This is a genomic window from Leucobacter sp. CX169, from assembly GCF_017161405.1.
Lineage (GTDB): Bacteria > Actinomycetota > Actinomycetes > Actinomycetales > Microbacteriaceae > Cx-87.
The window spans coordinates 2376755-2399844 of record NZ_CP071051.1 but is presented as its reverse complement, the minus strand read 5'-3'; the positions used below and the strand labels follow the sequence as shown (position 1 = coordinate 2399844).

At 69.3% G+C, this 23090-nt stretch carries 22 protein-coding genes and 1 pseudogene; 13 read left to right on the top strand and 10 right to left on the bottom strand.

All coding sequences use genetic code 11. From position 1 onward, the window contains the following. Positions 1-18 precede the first annotated feature (18 nt). Genes JW030_RS10975 through JW030_RS10955 form a run of 5 tightly spaced genes read right to left on the bottom strand, consistent with a single transcriptional unit; the run spans position 19 to position 5615 of the window. Positions 19-930 (bottom strand): diacylglycerol kinase family protein, encoded by a 912-nt coding sequence (locus JW030_RS10975; RefSeq protein WP_188046207.1) that lies wholly within the window; start codon positions 928-930, stop codon positions 19-21. Beyond that, on the bottom strand, positions 920-1873 hold the full coding sequence (locus tag JW030_RS10970) for an NUDIX domain-containing protein (protein ID WP_188046209.1): 954 nt from the start codon (positions 1871-1873) through the stop codon (positions 920-922). The genes JW030_RS10975 and JW030_RS10970 overlap by 11 nt, the downstream gene beginning before the upstream one ends. After that, a complete protein-coding gene (locus JW030_RS10965; RefSeq protein ID WP_188046210.1) occupies positions 1870-4002 on the bottom strand; it encodes an RNA degradosome polyphosphate kinase in 2133 nt (710 codons plus the stop codon). Before JW030_RS10965 ends, JW030_RS10970 begins: the two co-directional genes overlap by 4 nt. A 25-nt stretch (positions 4003-4027) precedes the next feature. Further along, entirely contained in the window at positions 4028-4963 is a 936-nt protein-coding gene (mshD, locus tag JW030_RS10960; protein ID WP_241095434.1) for a mycothiol synthase, read from the bottom strand. Then, positions 4950-5615, bottom strand: coding sequence for a response regulator transcription factor (locus tag JW030_RS10955; protein ID WP_188046212.1), 666 nt, complete (start codon positions 5613-5615; stop codon positions 4950-4952). Before JW030_RS10955 ends, mshD begins: the two co-directional genes overlap by 14 nt. 91 nt (positions 5616-5706) lie before the next feature. Here JW030_RS10955 and JW030_RS10950 point away from each other — a divergent pair, with 91 nt between their 5' ends. The 4 genes from JW030_RS10950 (at position 5707) to JW030_RS10935 (ending at position 8750) form a co-directional block, all read left to right on the top strand. Continuing rightward, on the top strand, positions 5707-6054 hold the full coding sequence (locus JW030_RS10950; RefSeq protein WP_241095433.1) for a hypothetical protein: 348 nt from the start codon (positions 5707-5709) through the stop codon (positions 6052-6054). A 175-nt stretch (positions 6055-6229) separates the two neighbouring features. Continuing rightward, complete coding sequence (locus tag JW030_RS10945) at positions 6230-6847, top strand: FABP family protein (protein WP_188046214.1); 618 nt, start codon at positions 6230-6232, stop codon at positions 6845-6847. Next, positions 6847-7968, top strand: coding sequence for a folate-binding protein YgfZ (locus JW030_RS10940; protein ID WP_188046216.1), 1122 nt, complete (start codon positions 6847-6849; stop codon positions 7966-7968). The genes JW030_RS10945 and JW030_RS10940 overlap by 1 nt, the downstream gene beginning before the upstream one ends. A 38-nt stretch (positions 7969-8006) precedes the next feature. After that, positions 8007-8750, top strand: a complete 744-nt coding sequence (locus JW030_RS10935; RefSeq protein ID WP_188046218.1) for a phosphoglyceromutase — start codon at positions 8007-8009, stop codon at positions 8748-8750. 66 nt (positions 8751-8816) lie between these two features. On the opposite strand, the gene phoU is transcribed toward JW030_RS10935, so the two are convergent. Then, positions 8817-9458: a phosphate signaling complex protein PhoU gene (gene phoU, locus JW030_RS10930; RefSeq protein ID WP_188046220.1), complete on the bottom strand. Its 642-nt coding sequence runs from the start codon at positions 9456-9458 to the stop codon at positions 8817-8819. A gap of 173 nt (positions 9459-9631) precedes the next feature. Between phoU and JW030_RS10925 the strand changes: the two genes are divergently transcribed. Continuing rightward, positions 9632-10921 carry a cell wall metabolism sensor histidine kinase WalK gene (locus JW030_RS10925; protein WP_188046222.1) on the top strand — a complete coding sequence of 430 codons (1290 nt, stop codon included), beginning with the start codon at positions 9632-9634 and terminating at the stop codon, positions 10919-10921. Beyond that, positions 10918-11607: a response regulator transcription factor gene (locus tag JW030_RS10920; protein ID WP_188046224.1), complete on the top strand. Its 690-nt coding sequence runs from the start codon at positions 10918-10920 to the stop codon at positions 11605-11607. Before JW030_RS10925 ends, JW030_RS10920 begins: the two co-directional genes overlap by 4 nt. Before the next feature lie 73 nt (positions 11608-11680). On the opposite strand, the gene JW030_RS10915 is transcribed toward JW030_RS10920, so the two are convergent. Next, on the bottom strand, positions 11681-12262 hold the full coding sequence (locus JW030_RS10915; protein WP_188046225.1) for a DNA modification methylase: 582 nt from the start codon (positions 12260-12262) through the stop codon (positions 11681-11683). A gap of 164 nt (positions 12263-12426) precedes the next feature. Between JW030_RS10915 and JW030_RS10910 the strand changes: the two genes are divergently transcribed. The 4 genes and pseudogenes from JW030_RS10910 to rlmB all read left to right on the top strand — a co-directional run bounded on the left by JW030_RS10910 (position 12427) and on the right by rlmB (position 16711). Then, a complete protein-coding gene (locus JW030_RS10910) occupies positions 12427-12909 on the top strand; it encodes a CarD family transcriptional regulator (protein ID WP_188046226.1) in 483 nt (160 codons plus the stop codon). A 23-nt stretch (positions 12910-12932) separates the two neighbouring features. Then, a pseudogene (gene ispD / locus JW030_RS13675) lies at positions 12933-14245 on the top strand (2-C-methyl-D-erythritol 4-phosphate cytidylyltransferase). A gap of 10 nt (positions 14246-14255) precedes the next feature. Further along, entirely contained in the window at positions 14256-15695 is a 1440-nt protein-coding gene (gene cysS, locus JW030_RS10900; protein ID WP_188046227.1) for a cysteine--tRNA ligase, read from the top strand. After that, positions 15692-16711, top strand: coding sequence for a 23S rRNA (guanosine(2251)-2'-O)-methyltransferase RlmB (rlmB, locus tag JW030_RS10895; protein WP_188046228.1), 1020 nt, complete (start codon positions 15692-15694; stop codon positions 16709-16711). Before cysS ends, rlmB begins: the two co-directional genes overlap by 4 nt. A gap of 88 nt (positions 16712-16799) precedes the next feature. Here rlmB and JW030_RS10890 read toward each other — a convergent pair whose 3' ends face one another. Then, positions 16800-17246 (bottom strand): Rv3235 family protein, encoded by a 447-nt coding sequence (locus tag JW030_RS10890; protein WP_188046229.1) that lies wholly within the window; start codon positions 17244-17246, stop codon positions 16800-16802. A 188-nt stretch (positions 17247-17434) separates the two neighbouring features. Between JW030_RS10890 and JW030_RS10885 the strand changes: the two genes are divergently transcribed. Continuing rightward, on the top strand, positions 17435-18940 hold the full coding sequence (locus JW030_RS10885) for a sensor histidine kinase (RefSeq protein ID WP_188046230.1): 1506 nt from the start codon (positions 17435-17437) through the stop codon (positions 18938-18940). On the opposite strand, the gene JW030_RS10880 is transcribed toward JW030_RS10885, so the two are convergent. Both JW030_RS10880 and JW030_RS10875 read right to left on the bottom strand, forming a co-directional pair. After that, positions 18941-19273 (bottom strand): hypothetical protein, encoded by a 333-nt coding sequence (locus tag JW030_RS10880; RefSeq protein WP_188046231.1) that lies wholly within the window; start codon positions 19271-19273, stop codon positions 18941-18943. After that, entirely contained in the window at positions 19270-20850 is a 1581-nt protein-coding gene (locus JW030_RS10875; protein WP_188046232.1) for a PspC domain-containing protein, read from the bottom strand. Before JW030_RS10875 ends, JW030_RS10880 begins: the two co-directional genes overlap by 4 nt. A gap of 113 nt (positions 20851-20963) precedes the next feature. Here JW030_RS10875 and JW030_RS10870 point away from each other — a divergent pair, with 113 nt between their 5' ends. Beyond that, positions 20964-22385, top strand: coding sequence for an ATP-binding protein (locus JW030_RS10870; protein ID WP_241095430.1), 1422 nt, complete (start codon positions 20964-20966; stop codon positions 22383-22385). Then, entirely contained in the window at positions 22382-23074 is a 693-nt protein-coding gene (locus JW030_RS10865) for a response regulator transcription factor (RefSeq protein WP_188046233.1), read from the top strand. The genes JW030_RS10870 and JW030_RS10865 overlap by 4 nt, the downstream gene beginning before the upstream one ends. Positions 23075-23090 lie beyond the last annotated feature (16 nt).

Genomic DNA, 23090 nt, shown 5'->3' with positions numbered 1-23090 from the left:
CGTCATGGCCGGGTACACCTAGGCCCAGACCGTGAGGGCCCCGACGGCGACACGAATGTCGAAGGGGCCCTCGCCCACGAGCTCGCCGTCGGCGTAGCCGATCTCGCCGGGCGACGCGAGCGTGACCGCGCTGCCGCGTTCGATCGTCACCTCCGGCAAGCCGGGGTGCTTACCCTGGGCGAGCAGGCCGAGCACTGACAGGAGGCGCCGCCGGGTGACCTGATCCACCGAGATGACGTCCAATTGGCCGTCCTCAGGGTCGGCGCCCGGGGTGACCGGGATGCCACCGCCAAGGGTCCGCGTATTCATAACGGTCGTGAGGAGCCCGGGGTAGCGCCGCTTCGCGCCGTCAATCTCAAGCTCGAATGTGCGTGACCCTCCGGCGAGCACCTCCGCGAGCAGCGCGAGTTGGTAGCGCAGCGGTCCGATCGGCATTCGAATCGCGTTGGCGCGGCGATTGATCCGGGCGTCGAATCCGAGTGAGAACCCGCACCCAACCCACCGCTCGACGCCGTTCGCGGGGGTCACGACGAGCGCGTCCACGTGGCGCGGCCGGGCCTCGGCGCGCAGCGCCCGCTTCAGCGCTTTCGCGGGTTTATGTCGCGGGACCCCGAACTCGCGCGCGAAGTCGTTGCCGCTGCCAGCGGGGATGATCGCGAACGGCTTCTCGCGTGCCTCAGGGATCTGCAAGAACATGCTCAGCAGCCCGTCGCCGCCGACGAGAAGAAAACCGCGGACATTGGGCGCGGCGCGACGGATCGCGAGCGCGCACTCCGCCTGGTCGCCGCCGGACAACACGGTGACCGGGAGGCCGCGTGAGGCGAGCAGCTCGGCGACGCGGCGCCCCGCACGTCGACCCCGGCCGAGGGCAGAGTGCGGGTTCACGACCACGCCGAGGGGAAGCTGTGGGGGCGTGGAATTAGTGCTCAACGGGGTAGACCTCGACCGAAAGAATGCCGGCGCCCGGGTGGCGCTTGGAGAAGTGGAAGACGGAGAATCCGCCCGGCGGGAGCTGGGTGGCCTCGCGCAGGTAGCCGCCGGGCAAGCTGCCGGTGGCCAGCACGAGCTCGCGCGCGACATCCGGAAGCACGGGCTGGTGCGTGCAGAGGAGCGTGTTCTTGCCGCGCCGGATCACCTTGCCGACGACCTGGCGGAGTTCGTCCTGTTCGCCGGCCTCCCACGCGTCCTGGCTGAGCCCTTCGTGCACGCGGACGCCCTTGCGCAGGTAGTGCGCAAGGGGCGCGACGGTGCGCATGCAGCGCTCGGCGCTCGACGAGAGAATGCGTGCTGGGCCAAACGCGGCGAGCGACGGGACGAGGTTCTCGGCCTGTTCCTCGCCCGCGTCGGCGAGCGGGCGCAGACGGTCCTCCGGGTGCGCCTCGCTGCGTGGCACCGCCTTTGCATGGCGCAGCAGGATCACCGCAAAGGTGTCGATCGCGTCTCGGGCCGCGAGCCGTTCGAACACTGAGAAGAGTTCGCGATCCGCCGCATAGCTGAGCTTCTTCGCAACCTTCTTGAGGGGCAGCCACTCGAGGGCGGCGATCTCCTTATTCGGGACGAAGGTGGACGCCTGGACCGACGCTTCCGTCGCCTCGGCGGCCCAGTACTGCACCGTCTTCTCGACCCCGCTCGGAAGGGTGTAGTGGATTGTGCCGAGGTTCGCTCCGAGCGCCACCGCAAGCCCGGTCTCTTCGAGCGTCTCGCGCACGGCCGCCTGCGGCATGCTCTCGCCGCGGTCGAGCTTGCCCTTGGGGAACGAGACGTCGCGCTGCTTCGTGCGGTGCACGAGCAGCACCATGATTTCTTCGCCGCCGTCGGGCAGTGTCACCCGCCGCCAGCACACTGTGCCCGCGGCGAGCAGCGCCCCACTCATCGGTTCCGCCGCGAGCGGGCCTCGGTGCGATCGGCCATCACAAGATCTTGCAGGTCGGGCAGAGTTTCGCCCTCGTCGCTGATGACGCGTCGCTGCCAGCTGGCGTCGGGCAGCATGCGCCAGGACGACACGTCGTTACTGAACGCGAACTCGAAGAAGCGGCCGATGCGCGCCAGGTGCTCGCGGTCCACGATGCGCACGAGCACCTCGATGCGACGGTCGAGGTTGCGGTGCATGAGGTCGGCGCTGCCGATGTAGGTGTCCTGTTCGCCGCCGTTCTCAAACGAGAAGATGCGCGAGTGCTCGAGATAGCGGCCGAGCACCGAGCGCACGCGGATGGTCTCGGACAGGCCGGGCACACCGGCCCGGATCGAGCAGATGCCGCGCACCCAGATGTCGATGGGCACGCCGGACTGGCTGGCTCGGTACAGCGCGTCAATGGTCTCTTCATCGACCATGGAGTTCGTCTTGATCTTGATGCCGGACGGGAGGCCCGCGCGGGCGGCAGCCGCCTCGCGCTCGATCCGCTCGAGCAGGCCCGAACGCAGCTGCAGGGGAGCGACGAGGAGGCGGTCGTAGGTCTTCTCGATCGCGTACCCCGAGAGCACGTTGAACAGCTTGGTGACGTCGCGACCGACCTCTTCGGACGAGGTGAACAGGCCGAAGTCCTCGTACACGCGGCTGGTCTTCGGGTTGTAGTTGCCGGTGCCGATGTGGCAGTAGTGCGCGAGGCGTCCTTGTTCTTCGCGAATGACGTGCACGAGCTTGCAGTGTGTCTTCAGCCCCACGAGCCCGTAGACGACGTGGACGCCGGCACGCTCGAGCTTGCGCGCCCAGGTGATATTCGCCTCTTCGTCGAAGCGGGCCTTGATCTCGACGAGCGCGAGCACCTGCTTGCCCGCCTCGGCCGCCTTGATCAGTGACGCCACGATGGGGCTGTCGCCCGAGGTGCGGTACAGGGTCTGCTTGATCGCGAGCACGTTGGGGTCGGTGGCGGCCTGCTCGAGGAAGGCCTGCACACTCGTCGCGAACGACTCGTACGGGTGGTGCACGAGCACCTCGCGACGCGCGATGGCGCCGAGAATGTCGGGGCGTTCGCTCGGTGTGCTCGGCCGGAACTTCGGGTGAGTGACCGGAATGTGCGGCGAGTACTTCAGGTCGGGACGATCGAGCCCGGACAGCGCGAACAGTCCGCTGAGATCGAGGGGTGAAGGCAGCGTGTAGACCTGGTACTCGTCGATGTCGAACTCTCGCACGAGCAATTCGAGCGTCGCCGGGTCCATGTCGTTCGAGATCTCGAGCCGGATGGGCGGGCCGAAGCGACGGCGCAGCAACTCCTTCTCGAGTGCCTGGATGAGGTTCTCGGTCTCATCCTCTTCGATCTCTACGTCCTCGTTGCGCGTGACGCGGAACACGTGGTGATCGAGCACCTCCATGCCCGGGAAGAGCCCGTCAAGCTGATTGGCGATGAGCGCCTCGAGCGGGATGAATCGCACGGCGTCGACGGACTCCCGGCGGTCGACCCGGACGTACCGGGGGATCATCTGCGGCACCTTGAGGCGCGCAAACTCGACCTTATCGTTGCCGGGGTTCAGCACGCGGATCGATAGGTTGAGCGAGAGCCCCGAGATGTACGGGAACGGGTGGGCGGGATCGACCGCGAGCGGCATCAGCACAGGGTAAATGTGCTGCTCGTAGTACTCCGTCAGGATCGCCTGGTCGGCCTCGTCGAGCTCGTCCCAGTCGGCGATCTTAATGCCTGCCTCGGCGAGTGCCGGGCGGACCTGCTCGCGGTAGCAGCGCGCGTGACGCTGCTGCAGCGCCTCGGCAGTGGAGATGATGTCGGCGAGCACGTCGGCGGGCAGGCGGCCGACGTTTGTCGGCACGGCGAGACCGGTGACGATGCGGCGCTTGAGGCCGGCGACGCGCACCATGAAGAACTCGTCAAGGTTTGACGCAAAGATGGCGAGAAAATTCGCCCGCTCCAGCAGCGGCACGGTCGGATCCTCCGCGAGCTCGAGCACGCGCTGGTTGAAGGCGAGCCAGCTGAGCTCGCGGTCGAGGTACCGGTCAGCCGGGAGCGGGGTCGTGGGTATGTCCGCCGGTGTTACCGAGTTCTGCTCCGTCATTCCCCCATTCTGGCACCCGAGGGGGCTAGGAGTGGGAGGAAAGGTCCCGCGACCACTGTTGGCTGCGTGAACTTTCGGTGTATCCGGCGTTTCGATACATCGCCAGGGCGGGCTCGTTCTCGCCCTCGACGTAGAGCGTGACCCGACTGGGGTGGTGCGCCGCCATGCGCGCGAGCGCAGCCCGGTTCAGCGCGCCGCCGAGCCCTATCCCGGCCACGTCGGGCCGCACGCCGATGGCGTAGAGCTCGGTCTCGACGAGCGGGGTGGTGCCCGGGCTGGGGGTGCTACTGCGGGTGGTCTTCACCCAGGCGGATCCTGCCAGCTCGCCTGTCGCGTCGTGCGCGAGCAGGAGATCGTCGGCGGCGAACCAGGGCTCGCCGGTGCGCGCCAGGAAGTCATCGATCGTGAGGGAGCCCTGTTCGGGATGGTCCGCGAACGCCAGCGCGTTGACCCGCACCCAGTCGGCGGCGTCGTTCGACTCGTCCTCGCTGTGCGGCCGGTATGTGCGCATGGAAAAGCCCTCGGGCAAGCCCGGATCGGCGTCGGGCTGGGGAAGCGCGGCGGGATCGAGGGCGAGCCGCAGCAGCGTGCGTGCGGGGGAGAAGCCGGCCCGCATCAGGATGAGGTCTGCCGCGGGGTTCTCGCCGTGTGACCAAGCGACTAGGCGCCCGGCGCCCGCAAGGTCGAGCAACGTGGCGAGGGCCGACGAGCCGATCCCGCGCCCGCGGTGCTCGGGCGCGACGACGAGGTCGATCTCACCGCCGCCGACGACGCCGAGCGCGACGGGAGTGTCGTCCTCGGCGAACAAGAGCGCGTGCCGGGTGCCGTGGGCCGCGGCCAGCCGCGCCTCGTCAGAGAGGGGCGACTGCCCGTCGTTTCTCGTCGCGGCGGCAATAATCCGCTCGGCCGCGACCTGATCCTCGGCGGCGCCTGCGCGCAGCGTGCGCTCACTCAGCATCATCGTTCTCCGATCCGGTAAACCCATAGCCGACGTTGCGGACGGTGCCGATCAGTGAATCGTGCTCGCCGAGCTTCGCGCGCAGCCGACGCACGTGCACGTCCACCGTGCGGGTTCCGCCGTAGTAGTCGGTGCCCCACACTTCGCTGAGCAACTGCTCTCGGGTAAACACTCGATCCGGGTGCGATGCGAGAAACCGCAGGAGCTCAAACTCCTTGTAGGTCAAGTCCAGGGTACGCCCGTGCAGGCGTGCTGTGAAGTTCGCCTCGTCGACGATGACGCCCCCCTGCTGCACCTCGGCGGGCGGCTCGGCCAGGGTCTCGCGTGAGGCCGCGAGCCGCAGCCGGGCCTCGATTTCTGCCGGGCCGGCCCCGGCCAGGATCAGCTCGGCGACGCCCCACTCGGGCGACAGGATCGCGAGCGCGGTTTCGGGCATGACGACGATGACCGGAGCCGCGACCGCGGCGCGCAGGGCGAAGCACACGCTGCGCGCGCGCACCAGGTCGCCGGTCGCGTCGACAATGATCGCGTCGACATCGACAAGATCGACCGCGCGCGAGGCGTCGAGCGGGAGCTGGCGCAGCGAGTGGGGAAGGAGCGCGAGGGCGGGCAGCGGAACGCTCGGGTCGCCGTCACTCAGGGCGAGGAGGCGCATGCGCTGCTCCTTCCGTTGCCGATCGGTTGTCGGCGCTCGTCGATTCTAGCGAGCACAGGCGCGCGATCCCACGTCATGACAGAATGGCGCTATGACGAACCCCGCGCCTGACCCGGCCGCTGGCGGCGGCGGCGCCGCCCCGAACGAGCCAGCCGTGCCCGTTTCGCCGGTCGACAAATGGCACTTTGGTCGCATGTTCTTCGCCTGGGGCTTCGCTGCGGTCTGCGGCATCCTGGTCTCGGTGCTTGCGCCTGAAGCCTCGCGCTTCGAGTGGCTCGCCCTCGCCGTTGGCGCGAGCGTGCTCGTCACGTTCGCCCTGCAACTGGGCACCGCGCAGCGCGAGGGCTTTATCACCCGCACCGCGTTTAGCGTTGCGGGGGCCACCGTCATCATCGCGTTGATTGACATCGTCGGACTGATCATCGCCCAGTCCCGCTGATAGGATGTGACCATGCTCGCACTTGAACTTTTCTTCATCGGACTGCTGGGACTCGCTTCGCTTTCCATCATGTGGATCGCCGGCGTCGTGGTGTACAAGCTTTTCGCGGGCCAGCGCTAAGCGTTCGCGCCCATTCGATTTCGCGCCCGCCACGCGGTCGCGCCGGGAGGACACCATGATCGAGATTCCCACCGACCTTCCCGCTGAGCTTGTGCCCCTGTCGTGGCTGCTCGGCGTCTGGGAGGGTGTCGGCGTCATTGACTACGAAGTCGACGGCGAGCACCTCTCGGCCGAGTTCGGCCACCGGGTGAGTTTCTCTCACGATGGCACCCCGGTACTGAACTACGGCTCGAGCGCGTGGCTGCTGGGTTCCGCCGGTACCGACGAGGCCGAGCAGGCCGTGCGCTCGCTCGCGAGCGAAGTCGGCTTCTGGGAACTCGCCCGCCCGCTGGGCGCCAGCGATCCCGGCCCCGGGCTCTTGCCCCCGACTGCACCTCCCCACACGGCGACGGCGGACGATGTCGAGGAACTGCGCAATGCTGAGGGCTCGTTTGACCTTCGCGTCTCGATCGCCCACTCGACCGGAATGGCGGAGCTCTACCTCGGCACGATCCGCGGCCCCCGCATCGACCTCGCCTCCGACGCGGTCGTCCGCGGCGCTGGCACCAAGGAGCTCACCGCGTCGACCCGCATGTACGGACTCGTCGACAATCACCTCCTGTGGGCGTGGGACATCGCCGCGCTCGGGCAAGAGCTGCGCAGTCACGCGTCCGCTCGACTCGCGCGCGTCTGATGCCCGGATTCGCGGATCTACCCGGCGCCGTCCTCACCGAGGCGGGAGCGCCGGCTCACTTCGGCTCTCCGCTCATTGAGCAGCGCGCGCTCGCTGAGGGCCGCGCGGCAGTAGAGCTGGGGCACCGCGGCGCCGTTCGCGTTTCGGGCCCCGACCGTCTGCGCTGGCTGGACTCGATGACCAGTCAGCGGTTGACCGACCTGGCCGCGGGAGACAGCGCTGAGACGCTGCTCCTCGACCCGAACGGTCGCATTCTGCACGCCATTCGTGTGGTGGACGACGGGGAGCGCGCCTGGCTGCTGGTGGACGAGGACGAGGCGCCCGCCCTCACCGACTTTCTCACTCGCATGCGGTTCGCGCTGCGCGTTGAGGTCGCCGACGTCTCCGCAGAGACGATCGCCTACGTCGCCTTCGCGAACACTCCGGCCGGATCCGAGGGCCCGGCGCTCGCCGCCCTCCGCGGCGTTCCCGGCCTGCTCGCCGAGTGGCGAGACCCCTGGGCCGAGGTGGCGCGCGGCGGTCACCAGTACGCGGTCCCTGAGGTGCATCCCGGCGCCGACTGGAGTGCTCACCATCTCCTCTTCGAGCGGGCCTCGGCCGGCGCGGTCGCGGACTTGGTGCGCGCCGGTGCCCTGCTCGCCGCTGGCCTGCTGTCCCTTGATGCGCTGGAGGTGCGGGCCTGGCGCCCGAGCCGTCACGGCGAGGTCGACGAGCGCGCGATCCCGCACGAGTTCGACTGGCTGCGCAGCGCAGTGCACCTGACCAAGGGCTGCTACCGAGGTCAAGAGACCGTGGCGAAGGTACACAATCTCGGTCACCCGCCGCGGCGCCTCGCCCTCCTGTTCCTGGATGGCTCGGAGGGGGCGCTCCCGCCGCACGGCTCGCTCGTGTTCCTCGCGGGGGCAGACGCCGACGCACGCCCCATCGGGCGCATCACCCGCGCCGCGAACCACTACGAGTGGGGCGGGGTGGCGCTCGCGCTCCTCAAACGGTCCACCCCGATCGACGCGGCGGTGGAGATCCGCCCCGAGGGCCTCGCCCCGATCGTCTGCTCCCAGGAGGAGATCGTGCCGGCCGACGCGGGCGCGACCCGCGAGATTCCTCGCCTGCGCTGCCTGTAGCTGACGAGCGGGCGTGCCATTTCGGCTACGCTGGAGGCATGAGCCACACCCTGATTCTGCTGCGCCACGGCCAGAGCGAATGGAACGAAAAGAACCTGTTCACCGGTTGGGTGGACGTGCGCCTCACGGAGCGCGGACGCAGCGAGGCCGGCCGCGCCGGCACGTTGCTCGCCGAGGCCGGGATCCTGCCTGACGTGCTGCACACCTCGGTGCTCAGTCGCGCGATCCAGACGTCGAACCTCGCCCTCGAGACCGCCGATCGCCTCTGGATCCCGGTGCGCCGCTCGTGGCGCCTGAACGAGCGTCACTACGGCGCGCTGCAGGGCATGGACAAGGCGCAGACCCTCGAGGAGTTCGGCGAGGAGCAGTTCATGCTCTGGCGTCGTTCGTTCGACACGCCCCCGCCCGTGCTCGACGACTCGAGCGAGTGGTCGCAGGCGGGTGACCCGCGCTACGTCGGCATCGACGGGGAGCAGCCGCGCACCGAGTGCCTGAAGGACGTTATCGACCGCCTCATCCCGTACTGGGAGGGCGAGATTCAGCCCGACCTCGCGGCCGGCCACACGGTACTCGTCACGGCGCACGGCAACTCGCTGCGCGCGCTCGTCAAGCACCTTGAGGGCATCTCCGACGAGGACATCGCGGGCCTGAACATCCCGACGGGAATCCCGCTCGTGTACGAACTCGACGACAACTTCGTGCCGACCGGACCGGGGCGCTACCTCGACCCCGAGGCTGCTGCCGCGGGCGCCGCGGCCGTTGCCTCGCAGGGCAAGGCCTAGCCCAGAGCTGCAACGAGAAAGCGGCCGGCACCCTCGGGTGCCGGCCGCTTTCTCGTGGGCGGTTGACTACGACCAGTCGCCGCTCAGGAAGTAGTTCACCTTCTTGGTGACGCTCACCGCGTGATCGCCAAAGCGCTCGTGGTAGCGGCTGGCGAGCGTCGCATCCACGACGTTCGTGCGGTCGGCGCGGAGGTCGTCGCTGAGCACCTTCTCGAACACGCGGGCGTGCAACTCGTCGAGCTGATCGTCCAGGTCGCGGATCTCGCCGATGATGCGGGGATCCTGCTCGCGCAGCAGCTGGGTGAGCTTCGCGGCCATCGCCACATCGAGATCGCCCATCTTCGAGAAGATCTTCGTCAGTCCCTTCGGGATCGCGCTCTCGGGGAAGCGGTAGCGGGCGAGCTGCGCGATGTGCTGGGCGATGTCGCCCATGCGCTCGAGCGAGGCGCTCATGCGCAGCGCCCCCACGACGAGGCGCAGGTCTGAGGCGACCGGCTGCTGCCGGGCGAGGATCGTGATGGTGAGCTCGTCCAGGTCGGTCGCAAGGCGGTCGATCTCGTCGTCCGCGTCGATGACGGCCTCAGCGAGCGTAACGTCGGACTCGCGAAATGCGGTGGTCGCGCGCTGGATGGCGACCTCGACAAGCTCGGAAATCTCGACGAGGCGATCCTGTACCTCGCGCAGTTCCTGTTGAAATACTTCGCGCACGCGACGGTTCCCTTCTCGGCGGATGGTGCAACGGCGCATTCGCAGCCCTCGCACCCGCAATCTTTCCTGGCCAGAGTGAATTCGATCCGGCCCCCAGGTGAACGATAGCTGAACACTCGCCCGGGTTGCGAGATCCTGCCGGAACGGTACAGCCCGCGGCCTAGCATGGAGGCATGTCACCGTCCCTCCTCGTGTTGCTCTCGGTCGGGCTCGGCGTTGTCTTCGGCGTCCTCGCCGTTGGCACCGTGGTCATCGCCCGTTCGCTTGCTCGCCGCCGCGCGGCCGCGATGCACCCGGAGATCCCGCCGGTCGCCATCAAGATCCTCGAAGAACTCCGCGGGTTCGGCGTCATCCTGGACGCCTCGCTCTCGCCCGTCTTCGCGAACCGGCCGGCGCGCGAGCACGAGACGATCACCGGTGAGCAGCTCCTCACCCCCGAGTTTCTGGGGCGCGCCCGCGAGGTGCTGGCCACGGGCCTGCCCTATACCCGTGAGCCCGGCGACGGCGACGACGCGATCTGGCTGCGGGTGTTCCCCCTCGGCGACCGCTTCGTCGTGGTGCTCGCCGACGATCAGGGCGAAGAACAGCGCGTGAACGCCATGCGTCGCGACTTCATTACGAACATCAGCCACGAACTGAAGACCCCCATCAGCGCGATCGGTCTCCTCTCGGAGGCCGTGCAGGAGGCGGCGGACGACCCCGCGATGGTCCGCACCTTCTCGAAGAAGCTCATCAAGGAATCGCGTCGCCTCGCCGAGCTCGCCCGCGACGTGATCCGCCTGTCCGAGGCGCAGTCGACCTTGCTGCCCGAACAGCGCGAGCGGGTCGACCTGCGCGCGCTCGTGCGCCAGGAAGTGGACGCCCACCGCATCCTCGCGGGGGAGCGCCGGGTGGAGCTCGTCGTCATCGAGTCCGACGCCGCCGACGCCGCGCGCGCCGCCGTGATGCTGGGGCGCCCGAGCGCCCTCGGTGTGGCAGTGGCGAACCTGCTCTCCAACGCGATCGAGCATTCGCCGCCCGGCGGTCGAGTCGGGATCGGCATGGAGTTTGAGGGCCGCGCGCTGGTCGTGACGGTCACCGATCAGGGCAAGGGCATCGCCGCGGAGCACTTGCCGCGCGTCTTTGAGCGATTCTTCCGCGTCGACGACGGCCGCAGTCGCGACGAGGGCGGCACTGGCCTCGGCCTGAGCATCGTCCGGCACACGCTGCGGAGCCACGGCGGCGATGTCGACGCCTGGTCACAGCCCGGGGTGGGCTCGAGCTTTTCGCTCACCTTCCCGCTCGCCGAGGGGGGCGACGAGGGGCGAGGCAAGCGTTCTAAGAAGGCAAAGAAGTCGGGGCGCAAGCCCGGAAAGACTGCGAAGTCGGCACGACCCGCGCTCACCGCGCAGGGTGACGAGCCGACAGGGATCACGGGTGCGCGCCTCGGGGCCGCACCGAGCGAACTGGGGGAGAACTCATGACACAGCGAATCCTGCTCGTCGAGGACGAGGAGTCGATCTCGCAGCCACTCGCGTATCTGCTGGAGCGGGAGGGGTACTCCGTGCGCGTGGTCGGCGACGGCAACCTCGCCGTCCAGGCGTTTGGTGAGGAGACGTTCGACCTGGTGCTGCTCGATCTCATGTTGCCGGGGCTGCCAGGCACCGAGGTGTGCCGTTCGATTCGGGCACGCTCGCAGGTCCCCATCGTCATGCTGACGGCGAAGGACAGCGAGATCGACATCGTCGTCGGGCTTGAACTCGGCGCCGACGACTACATCACGAAGCCGTACTCGACCCGCGAGCTGCTCGCGCGGATCCGGGCCGCGCTCAGACGGCGGGGCATCGAGCCGGAGGCGCCGCTGGACCAAGCCGGCGTGCTTGAGGTGGCCGATATTCGGCTCGACACCGACCGGCACTCAGTGACGGTGCGCGGCGAGGAAGTGGCGATGCCGCTGCGGGAGTTCGAGCTGCTGGAGCTGCTCATGCAGAATGCTGGCCGCGTGCTCACCCGCGGCCAGCTGATCGACCGCGTCTGGGGTAGCAACTACTACGGCGACACGAAGACCCTCGACGTGCACATCAAGCGCATCCGCTCGCGCATCGAAGAGTCGCCGAGCTCGCCCACTTTGCTGAGCACGGTGCGCGGCGTCGGCTACCGCTTCAACTAGCCACACACGAACAGAGCCCCGCCGCCCAGAAGGGCGAGCGGGGCTCTGTCGCGCTACTGCCGAAAAGCGGAGGCTACTCGGCGGCCGGGGTGGTCGTGGCCGCCTCGACGTCGGTCTCGGGGACCTCTTCGCCGGTCAAATCGTCGGTCGCGGGCAGTGCGGCCTTCAGCTGGGCTGCGGTCAAGACGTAGTTTGCGTACTCCGCCAGGGTGCCGTCAAGAATGGGGACGTCGCGCTGGACCTCGGTCGAGTTGCCCGACTGCAGGTAGACGCTCGCCAGGGCGCCGGCGCGTGCGGCCGGATCCTGCACGATTGCAAGGTCAAGATCCGAGCTGGGATCGCCGAACTTGGTAGTGCCAGGCTCGATCTCGAAGGTGTGCACCGTCTGCTGGCTGTCGCTCGAGACGATCGTCATTGAGAGCTGCTGCACGCTGTCGCTCGAGTTCACAGCCGTGAAGACGGTGTTCAGGACGCCGTTCTCCTCGGAGACGACGAGGAGAAGGTTGCGCACCTCGACGGCGCCAGCATTCGCATCGATGCCATCGCTCGGGGCGTAGGGGGTCAGGGTGCCCTGGTGTGCGATCAGGCTGCAGCCAGTCGCGCCAAGGGCGATGACGGCCGCAAGCGCGACAGACGAGACGATCCGGGTGTTCAACGTGGGTCCTCCGAAGCTGGTGCTTTTCCAGGGTCAGTCACCCTGCGGATGACAGTCAGATTGATTCTATCTCCCGTGGCGAATGGTGTGCAGCTTAGGATACCCTAACTAAGGCGTGTCGAGTGTGGTATTCTAGGGGCTGGACTGTTAAAGGAGCTCACTCGATGCAATTTGAGGTTGGCGAGACTGTTGTCTACCCCCACCACGGCGCGGCGAAGATCATTGAGGTCAAGAAGCGCAAGCTCGGCGGTGAAGAGAAGCTCTTCCTGAAGCTGCAGGTGAACCAGGGCGATCTGACCATTGAGGTACCCGCGGAGAACTGCGACCTCGTCGGCGTTCGTGACGTCATCGACCAGGAAGGGCTCGAGCGCGTCTTCGAGGTGCTCCGCACCCCGTTCACGGAAGAGCCGACCAACTGGTCGCGCCGGTACAAGGCGAACCTTGAGAAGCTCGCCTCCGGCGACGTCATCAAGGTGTCGGAGGTCGTGCGCGACCTGTGGCGCCGCGATCAGGATCGCGGCCTCTCGGCTGGAGAGAAGCGCATGCTTGCGAAGGCGCGCCAGATTCTCGTGTCTGAGCTGGCACTTGCCGAGAAGACCGACGAGGAGCGCGCGGGCGCGGTACTCGACGAAGTACTGGCCTCCTAGTAGCTTCGCTTCCTCGGGCACCCGTGACACAACCGACGGCCACAGGTCCGCACCCGCTCGCCCGCTTGGGCGTGATCGTGGTCGCGGCCGGCCGAGGCGAACGACTCGGCGCGAGCGTCCCCAAAGCTTTTACGAGCATTGGCGGGCGCTCGCTGCTTGAGCATGCTCTCTGCACGGTGGCCTCGCTCCCCGGTGGCGGCCAACTCGTGCTGGTGGTTCCGCAGGATCGCGCCGCCGAAGTACTGGAACTCGTTGCCGCCAGCCCGGCCGAGGCGCACGGCTGGCATGTGGCGGTCGTGGCTGGGGGCCGTGAGCGTCACGAATCGGTGCGCTTCGGGATCGAGGCGCTCGTGCCGTCGATCGACACCGTGCTCGTGCACGACGCCGCTCGCCCCCTCACTTCTGGCGCGCTGTTCGTGCGCGTCGCCGCCGAGGTGCACCGCACCGGCGAGGCCGTCGTGCCCGGCAGCCCGGTCGCCGACACGCTCAAGCGGGTCACGGCTGACGGCATCGTCCAGGAGACCGTCTCGCGCGCCGATCTGGTCGCCGTGCAGACCCCGCAGGGCTTTCCGCGCGAACTGCTCGAGGCGGCGCATGCGGGTCTGGGGGCGCGCGGCTCGGGCCACGCGCTTCCCACCGACGACGCCGAGGTGGTACAACTCGCTGGCGCTCACGTCCGCGTCGTCCCCGGCGAGCTGCGTGCGCACAAGCTCACGACCGCCGCCGACGCCGCCCTCCTGGAGGCGCTGTGGCAGGCCTCGGTTGGGCGAGCGGACTCGACGAGCGCTGTCCGTGACGGGGAGGACCGATGACCCCCGAGATCCGCGTCGGCAGCGGCGTCGATGTGCACGCGTTTGACCCGGCGTCGCCGCTGCGCCTCGCCGGGCTCGATTGGCCCGGCGAACCCGGCCTCGCGGGCCACAGCGACGGTGACGCGGTCTGTCACGCGATCGTCGACGCCCTCCTCTCGGCGGCTGGCCTGGGTGACATCGGCTCGCGGTTTGGCACCGCTGACCCGCAGTACGCGGGGGCGCGCAGCGCCGTCTTCGTGACGGACACCCTCGCGCTCCTGGCCCAGCACGGCTGGCGCCCCATCAACGTGACCGTGCAGATCGTGGGGGAGCACCCGCGATTCTCCCCGCGCCGCGCCGAGGCGCAGGCGGCGATGACCGCGCTCGTGGGTGCTCCGGTCAGTATTGGGGCCACGACGACCGATGGTCTGGGCTTCACCGGACGCGGCGAGGGCCTCGCGGCGCTCGCCACGGCATTGATTGGGGCGGATCCTGGTGGCGCCCCCGCGGGGAAAATCGCAGGTAACGCCAGCGCGACCGCGTAGGCTTGCACCCGTGCAACAACGGATTTACGACTCCAGACGGCAAGAGGTCGTTGACTTTGACCCCCGGATTCCGGGCGAGGTCGGTCTCTACGTGTGTGGTCCCACCGTGCAGTCGGCGCCGCATATCGGCCACCTGCGCAGCGCGCTCGTGTACGACCAGATGCGCCGCTGGTTTGCCGCGACCGGGTTGCAGGTCACGCTGATTCGGAACGTGACCGACATCGACGACAAGATCCTCGATCGCGCGAAGGCATCGGCCGAGGCCGGCGAGCCCGAAGAATGGTGGGCGCTCGCCTACCGTGTTGAGCGCGAGTTCACCGCCGCCTACGACGCGATCGGTGTGACGGCGCCGACCTACGAGCCACGCGCCACCGCGAACATTGCGCAGATGGTCGAGCTGATCGAGCGGCTGATCGAGCGCGGTCATGCCTACCCCGCGGCCGACGGCAGCGCGAGCGTCTACTTCGACACCGGCAGCTGGCCGCAGTACGGCGAGTTGACTCGCCAGCGCGCCGACCAGATGGAAGCCGCAGCCGACAGCGAGCCGGTCGGCAAGCGCGACCCGCGCGACTTTGCGCTGTGGAAAGCGCACCGCGCACACGAGCCCGAAAGCGCGGCCTGGCCGTCGCCCTGGGGCCTCGGCCGCCCCGGCTGGCACATCGAGTGCTCGGCGATGGCCGCGCGCTACCTCGGCGGCGAGTTCGACATCCACGGCGGTGGGCTCGACCTGCGCTTCCCCCACCACGAGAACGAGCTGGCGCAGTCGACCGCGGCGGGCGATGCGTTCGCCCGGTACTGGGTGCACAACGGCCTCGTGAACACCGGCGGCCAGAAGATGTCGAAGTCGCTCGGCAACTCGCTCTTCGCCCACGACCTGCTGGCGCAAGCGCGGCCCGTCGTGCTGCGGTACTTCCTCGGCTCGGCGCACTATCGCTCGGTCCTCGACTATCAGCCCGATGCACTCGTCGAGGCGGCCGCGGCGTTTGAGCGCATCGAGGCGTTCCTCGAGCGTGCCGAGCGTGTGCTCGGTACCGTCGCCGCCCCTCGGGGCGGACGGGCGCGCCTGGCAGAGCTCCCCGCTGAGTTTGTCGCGGCGATGGTCGACGACTTCGCCACCCCGCTCGCCCTCGCGGCGCTGCACCAGACGATTCGCGCGGGGAACACCGCGCTCGACGCCGGCGACAAAGAATTGGCCGCTGAGCGCGCAGACGAGGTCGTCGCAATGCTCGACGTGCTCGGTATCGACCCGCGCGATCCGCTCTGGACGAAGTCGTCCGACGCGGGCTCCGACCGGGCGCTGGACGCGCTCGTCACTGAACTTATCGCTGAGCGACGGACGGCTCGCGCCGCCCGCGACTTTGCGACCGGCGACGCGATCCGCGACCGCCTCTTGGCGGCAGGGATCGCCTTGGAAGACACCCAAAATGGAACCCACTGGAGTCTCACATGAGTAGCAAGCACGGGCGCGGCGGCGCTGTCCGCAAGAAGAGTCGCGGCAAGGCCGTCGGTTCAGGAGGCCAGGGGCGTCAGGCGCTCGAGGGCCGCGGACCGACGCCGAAGGCGGAAGACCGCACCTACCACGTCAAGGGCAAGGCGAAGCTGGCGCGGGAGCGCTACGTCGCAGCCGGCGGCAAGGATCCGCGCAAGGGCGGACGCCCGAGCGGCGAGCGCAGCCAGCGCGGAGGCAGCGGCAAGCGCAGCGAAGACATTGAGTTGGTCACCGGCCGCAATGCGGTGCTTGAGGCACTGCGTACGCGCACCCCCTCGACCGCGCTCTACGTCGCGGCGAAGGTCGAAATGGACGAGCGCATGCGCGAGATCCTGGGCCTGGCCGTGGGCCGCAACATCCCGGTGCTCGAGATCATGCGCGCCGAGATGGACCGCATGGTGTCGCGCGACTCGGTGCACCAGGGCATCGTTCTTAAGGTTCCGCCGTACAAGTACGCGCACCCGGAGGAGCTGCTCGACCAGGTCCTCGATCGCAACCAGACCCCGCTGCTCGTCGCGCTCGATGGCATCACGGACCCCCGCAACCTCGGCGCGATCATTCGTTCCGTCGCCGCGTTTGGCGGCCAGGGCGTCATCGTGCCGCAGCGCCGCTCGGTCGGCCTCACGGCCTCTGCATGGAAGACGTCGGCCGGAGCCGCAGCTCGGGTGCCGGTGGCTATGGCCGCGAACCTCACGCAGACCATCAAGACGTTCAAGGACCGCGGCGTCTTCGTCGTGGGCATGGACGGCGACGGCGACGTCTCGCTGCCCGGCCTGGACCTGGCCGACCGCCCGCTGCTGATCGTGATCGGCAGCGAGGGCAAGGGCCTGTCCCGCCTCGTGACCGAGCACTGTGACGCCATTGTCTCGGTGCCCATCAATGCAGCGACCGAGTCGTTGAACGCCGGCATCGCGGCGAGCGTCGCGCTCTACGAAGTGTCGAAGCTCCGCGCCGAGCGCGCGCGCCCAGCGAAGTAGTCCTTGCGGCCCGGGGTTCGACCCGCGGCAACGCACGCACGACAGCACCGGATCCTCGCCTCGCGCAGGGATCCGGTGCTGTCGTGCGTTACAGCACGGTCAAGTGGGTCGCTCGCCAGCGCCCGCGCAGCCACTCGAGCCGCATCGCGACCGCGAAGCTGTGCCCCTCGCTCGTGATGACGATCGCCGCTTCGATCACGCCGGCCGCCGGCTGACTCAGCTGCACGGCGCCGGGCGCGGGGACCCGCCGGCGCCGGTCTCGGTAGCTCGCGTGTCGCTCCTGGCGCAGTTGGCGGCGGAGGGTGAGGGCGACGGCGACCTCGTGCGTAATCCACGCCGAGAACTGCTCAATCGGGCGGACGCCATCGAGCGCCTCCACCGCGCAGACCGCGAGATTGCGAATCAGGTGCACCGTGATCGTGCCCGGCAGCGGCGGGTCATCCGGCACTGCGACATGGCGCGGATGGATGATGGGCGTGCCCGTGCGGGGACGGCGTTCACGAATGGTTGCGGAAGTCTGGGGTGGGGCGGTCATTGGGTTCCTTTCGGAGAACGCGCCGGTCAGGTCCAATTAATTCGATCGCCCCGGAGACCGACCCGGCGCCATTGCTGGGTACTTGTCTGCACACAGTAATCGCACACGGTAGTGCAAGGTCAACGTGCGTTCGTGCCCGGAGTGCGCGGACGCTGCTCGGTGTCCAGGTGCCGCGCTAGGCTTGCCCCGTGTCCACGCTGCGTAATCTTGTGTCCCGCTATGCCGAACTCCCCGACATCGATGTCGACTGGCTCGAGCTGCTGACTGCCGACTGGCAGCTGCTTGCTGACCTTGCCCTCGGCGACGTGGTGTTGTGGGCGCCGACGATTGACGGCGACTACATCGCCGTCGCGCACAGCCGCCCCGCCGGCTCAGTCACGCTGTTCTACCGGGACGTGCTCGGCGACCTGCTGCGCGACGACTGGCGAGAGCTCGTCGAGGAAACCGTGCGCACCGGGGCCGCGGCCGTGTCGACCTCCCCTGCGTGGTACGAGGAGAACCCCATGAAGCTCACGGCGTATTCCGTGAGCCGAAAGGATCTCGAGACGGGCGAACAGGTCGGGCCGATCGCGGTCGCGACCGTCCACACGAGCCTGAACGACGGCCAGAGTGCCTCGCGCATTGGAGCGGCGTTTCGTGAGTGCGCCGATGACCTCTTCGCGATGATCCAGCTGGGGCTGTTCCCCACTACCGCGAGCTCCCGAGGCCGTGAGCGGGGTGCCCCGCGCGCCGCCGACGGCCTGGTGCGCGTTGACCCTTCGGGCGAGATTACGTTTGCGAGTCCCAACACCCAGACCACCTTCACGATGCTCGGCTACCGCGACGAGATGGAGGGCGAGAACTTCTCGGACGTCGTGCACGAGGTCGTGCGCGGTCAGTTCGACACGAACGAATCGCTGCCGCTCATCACGCAGGGCAAGGTTGCCAAGCGCTCGGACATTGAGGCGCTCGGCAGGGTCGTGACGCTCCGCTCGATCCCGGTCACGCTCGAGAATGCGCGCTCCGGCGGCATCGTGCTGACGCGCGACATCACCGACCTGCGCCAGCAGGAGCAGGAACTCATCACCAAGGACGCGACGATTCGCGAGATCCATCACCGGGTGAAGAACAACCTGCAGACCGTGGCGTCTCTGCTGCGCGTGCAGGCGCGTCGTGCCCGCAGCGAGGACGCTAAGGAGGCGCTCAGCCAGGCGATGCGCCGCGTCGCCGCGATCGCGGTCGTGCACGACACCCTCGCGACCGGGCTCTCACAGATCGTCAGCTTCGACGAGGTATTCGACCGAGTGGTCGGCCTTGCGGCCGAGGTCGCCAGCATTCACAACACGACCGTGCACCTGCGCCGGGAGGGTCGCTTCGGCGAGCTCCCCTCGGAGTATGCGACCCCGCTCGCGCTCGCGCTCACCGAAATCGTCACGAACGCTGTGGAGCACGGCCTCGCCGGGATGGAGGGCGAGGTCGCCATCGTCGCCGAGCGCAACGAGGAGCGCCTGCTCGTCCAGGTCACCGACACCGGCACCGGACTTCCCGGTGGCACCGTCGGCGACGGTCTCGGCACCCAGATCGTGCGCACCCTCATCCAGGGCGAGCTCGGCGGCTCGATTGAGTGGGGCCCGCACGAGGGCGGCGGTACCCGGGTCGCGATCAGCATTCCGCTGCACTGGATCGCGTCCCCGGTTACCCACCCGCTCGCGTAGCTAGCGGTCCCGGCGCGACTGATTCACGACGGCGGCGATGCCCGCCACGAGCAGGAGCACGCCGAGCCCGAGGACGATCGCGGTTACCCAGGCGGTGGCGTCGAGCGTGCCGGGGGCGAGCACCTGCTGCGCGACGAACGCGCAGGCAACGAGCACGAGTGCGCCCCACACGATGGGGCCGCTGCGCACCGGGCGCGGACCGCGGGGTTGTGCTTCGGCTGGCCTCGCAGGATCCGGACCGGGGGCCGGTGTTCGCCCGACGGGCTGTGCCTGGCCGTCGGCGTTCGCCTGGCCGCCGGAGTGCGGGGCGGCGGGGATGGGTTCGGTGTTCATCGTGCGTCCTCCAGAATCATCGTCGCGCTCAGCTCGCGCGCGGACGCGGTCGCCGCGGTGTCCGAGGTGATCGACTGAGCGGACACCCCGTCGATCGTCGTATTGCCCGCGAACATCCAGACGCGGACGGTGGTGACCGGCGTGGAGTCGCCCGGGCGGGCGGCGATGCCGGTCGTCTGCGCGAGCAGCGGGCTCGACAGACGTGTCTCGTTGCCCGCGCGGTCGATCGTGATCTGCTGCCCCGCCAGGGTGCGCGCCTCGACGCGCACCGGGATGGTGCGGTCCGGCAGCAGGATCTCGGCGGTGCCGGCGACTACCCAGACGTCAAGTATGCCCCCGGTCTCGTCGAGCCCGCGTAGGTCGACCGTGCTGTCGCCCGCGAGCAGACCCACGCCCGCGCGGGTGCCCGATTCGAGGGAGGTGACCCGGGTGTCGATGTCACCGAAGGGGACGAACTGCGTGTTCGCCGGAATAAACGCGACCCACAGCATGGCGACGACGCCGGCGAACGACCAGAATCCGATCCAGCCGCTGCGTCGGCCGCGCAACCCCGCGACGATCAGGGAGAGCCCGAGCACCGCGACGGCCGCGACGATTCCGGCAAGCAGCGGTGCCGCCCCGGCCGTGACCGCCAATGCCGCCGCCGCACCCGCGGCGAGCAACGCGACGCCGAGCGTCAGGATGGTGTGCGCCGGATCGAGTCGGGTGCGGCGGTGCTCAGCGATATCCCGAGCCGTCCAGTCGTTGACCTGCGCGGCGACGCCGGCCACACTGGCGCCCGCCTGGGCGCCCCAATGGGAAGGCTGTGCGCTGGCGGCACCCGCTGTGCCCGGTGCCTGGGCGGTTTCCTGCTTCTCGGTGGGCTGGCCCCAGGTGCTGGCCTTCTCACTGAAGCTGTTGCCCCACTGGGTGGCCTTGTCGCCCACCTGGTTTCCCCACTCCGTCGCGCGCTGGCCGAAGCGGTTGCCCCATTCGGCGGCGCGCTGCTCGGCCTCCTCGCGCGACAGGTGCGGATTTCTCCGGGCGATGATGAGCAGGGTGATCCAGACGACTGCGGCGGAGAGGACAAGCCACCACAGCACGGTGAAGAGCACGATCAGCCACTCCGGCATGCCGAGCACGCCCCAGACGCCCCAGCCGCCGATGCCGCCTGTGAACAGGCCGCCGACTCCGGTGAAGATCGGTGAGATGACGAACAGGCCGATGACGACGGCGAGCGTAATGCTCGTGCCATTGCTGTTGCCGCGAAACAGCTGCTCTGCTTCGATGCGTCCGCGTGCGTCGGGGAGCAAGAACCAGCCGATCGCGTAGAGCAGGATCCCGGGGCCGCCCACGATCGCGAGCGCGACAAAAATGCCGCGCACGATCAGCGGGTCGATGCCGGCGCGCTCCGCGATTCCGGCCGCTACGCCGCCGAACCACCGTTCGTTCGGGCGGCTGACGCCCAAGCCGCGTAGCCAGTTGAAGAAACCCTCGCCCGCGGGGCGGGGCTGATCTTGCTGGGGCGCCTGCTGCGCGGTTGGCTCGGCCGCGGGGTCGGTGCCCGTGCCCTCCGGCGTGGTCTCGTTCGTATCCATAGGTCGAGTGTCCCGCGGGAGCAGGGTGGCCGCCATCGGGGTTTGCCCTGACGCGCCCCTGATCATTGCCAAGGGAGACCCCGAGGCGGAGGCGCGAGTGCTTGGATAGGGGCGTGAGTTCAGTTATGCATCGCGAGCGCGAGGGCCGCATCATCGGTGGGGTCTGCGCCGGCTTCGCCGAGCACACGGGCCTGCCGGTGGCCGGCGTCCGCGTCGGCACAGTGCTGCTGACCCTGCTCGGCGGGCTGGGCCTCGTGCTGTACGTCTGGCTGTGGATTCTGGTGCCCGAGGCGCAGGGGGAGGGCGGGCCGAGCGTCTTGGCTCCGCTGCGCGACGCCCTTACCCGGCCCGCCCCCGCACCGCAGGCTCCCGCCCCGCACGCGCAGCGAGATCCCGCGTTCGGGGACTCCGCTCCGCGGGACCCTGCGCAGCCGAGGACATTCGCTGACGCGCCCGAGCCCGAGCGGGGCGCCGGCCCCCGTGCCTCGTCCCGCGGCGGGCGGCTGCCGATCGCCGAGATCCTGCTGGGTGGCTGCCTCACCGTCGCCGGCGTCGCCCTCGTGCTCGTGCAACTGGGGGTGCGCATTCCGCTCGAGGTGATCCTGCCCGGCATGGTGGTGCTCGCCGGCGTGGGACTGGCCTGGTGGCAGATCGCCGACGGCGGTGGGCCCGGGCGCAGCCCGTTCATTCGACTGCTGGGCGCGCTCGCGCTCGTCGCCGCCGGCGTACTCATGTTTTTCATCACCGCGCGAGAGCCCAACCTGTGGACGATCGTCGCGGCGGCCGTCGCCGTGCTCGCCGGTGTCGCGCTCGCGCTCGCGCCGTGGCTCGTGCGGCTGAACCGTGACCTGCTCGCCGAGCGCGCCGGGCGCGCCCGTGAGGCCGAGCGGGCCGAGATCGCGGCGCACCTGCACGACTCGGTGCTGCAGACCCTCGCGCTCATTCAGCAGCAGTCCGGGCCGGGGTCGGACGTGTCGCGGCTGGCACGCCGACAAGAGCAGGAGCTGCGCGACTGGCTGTTTCGCGGCGCAGACTCGAGCGATGGCGGCGAGAGCACCCAGCCGGCCGAGGCGGCGCTCCGGGCGCACGCCGTCGCGCTCGAGTCGGAGCACGCCGTGCGTTTCGAACTCGTCCCGGTGGGGGCCGCGGGCGCGCAGGTGCCCGACTCGCTGCTTGGCGCCGCGCGCGAGGCCATGCTGAACGCGGCCAGGCACGCCGGCGGCGACGTCACGGTGTACCTCGAAGTCACGCCCACCATCTACGCCATCGATGTCACCGATCGCGGGCCCGGTCTCGGAACGGTTCTTCCAGGCTTCGGCCCAGCCGGGCTCTCCGCCGAGACCGACGCCGCGGGCCTACCCGATGGGAGGATGGGGGTGCGCGCATCGATCCTCGGGCGGATGGCGCGGGCGGGTGGCACCGCCCGGATCCTGCCAGGCCCTGGCGGCACCGGCACGACCGTCAGGCTTGCGCTGCCGCGGGAGCGCGCGGCGGAAACTGGTCCGATCGACACCGACCATCAGGAGCAGCCATGAGTAACGAGCACACCCCTGGGGCTCCCGGCGCCGCGCGCATCCGCGTCGTGATCGTCGATGACCACCAGATCTTCCGGGCCGGCCTGCGGGCCGAGCTCGGCGACGCCCTCGAGGTGCTCGGCGAGGCGGCGACGGTCGATGAGGCCGTGGCCGTCATCCCGGAGCTGCGCCCGGACGTCGTGCTGCTCGACGTGCACCTGCCGGGTGGAGCGGGCGGCGGGGGTGCCGAGGTGGTGCAGCGGCTCGCCGCCAACCCCGCCGCGGCGGCCACGAAGTTTCTCGCCCTCAGCGTCTCTGACGCCGCGGACGACGTCGTCCGCGTGATTCGCTCGGGGGCCCGCGGGTACCTCACCAAGACGGCCTCGGGCCGGGAGGTGGCCGAGGCTGCCCGGCGGGTGCACGGGGGCGACGCGGTGTTTTCGCCGCGCCTCGCCGGGTTCGTGCTCGACGCCTTCGGTGCGGGCGGCGGCGAGATCGCGGACGCCGACGACGAGCTCGACCGGCTGACCGCGCGCGAGCAGGAAGTCATGCGCATGATCGCCCGTGGCTACGCCTACAAGGAGGTCGCGGCGGAGCTTTTCCTCTCGGTCAAGACGGTCGAGACGCACGTCTCGCGGGTGCTGCGCAAGCTGCAGCTCTCGAACCGGCACGAGCTCACCGCCTGGGCGCTGGCGCGGCGGCTGCTGTAGTCGGCCCTTCCGCCTT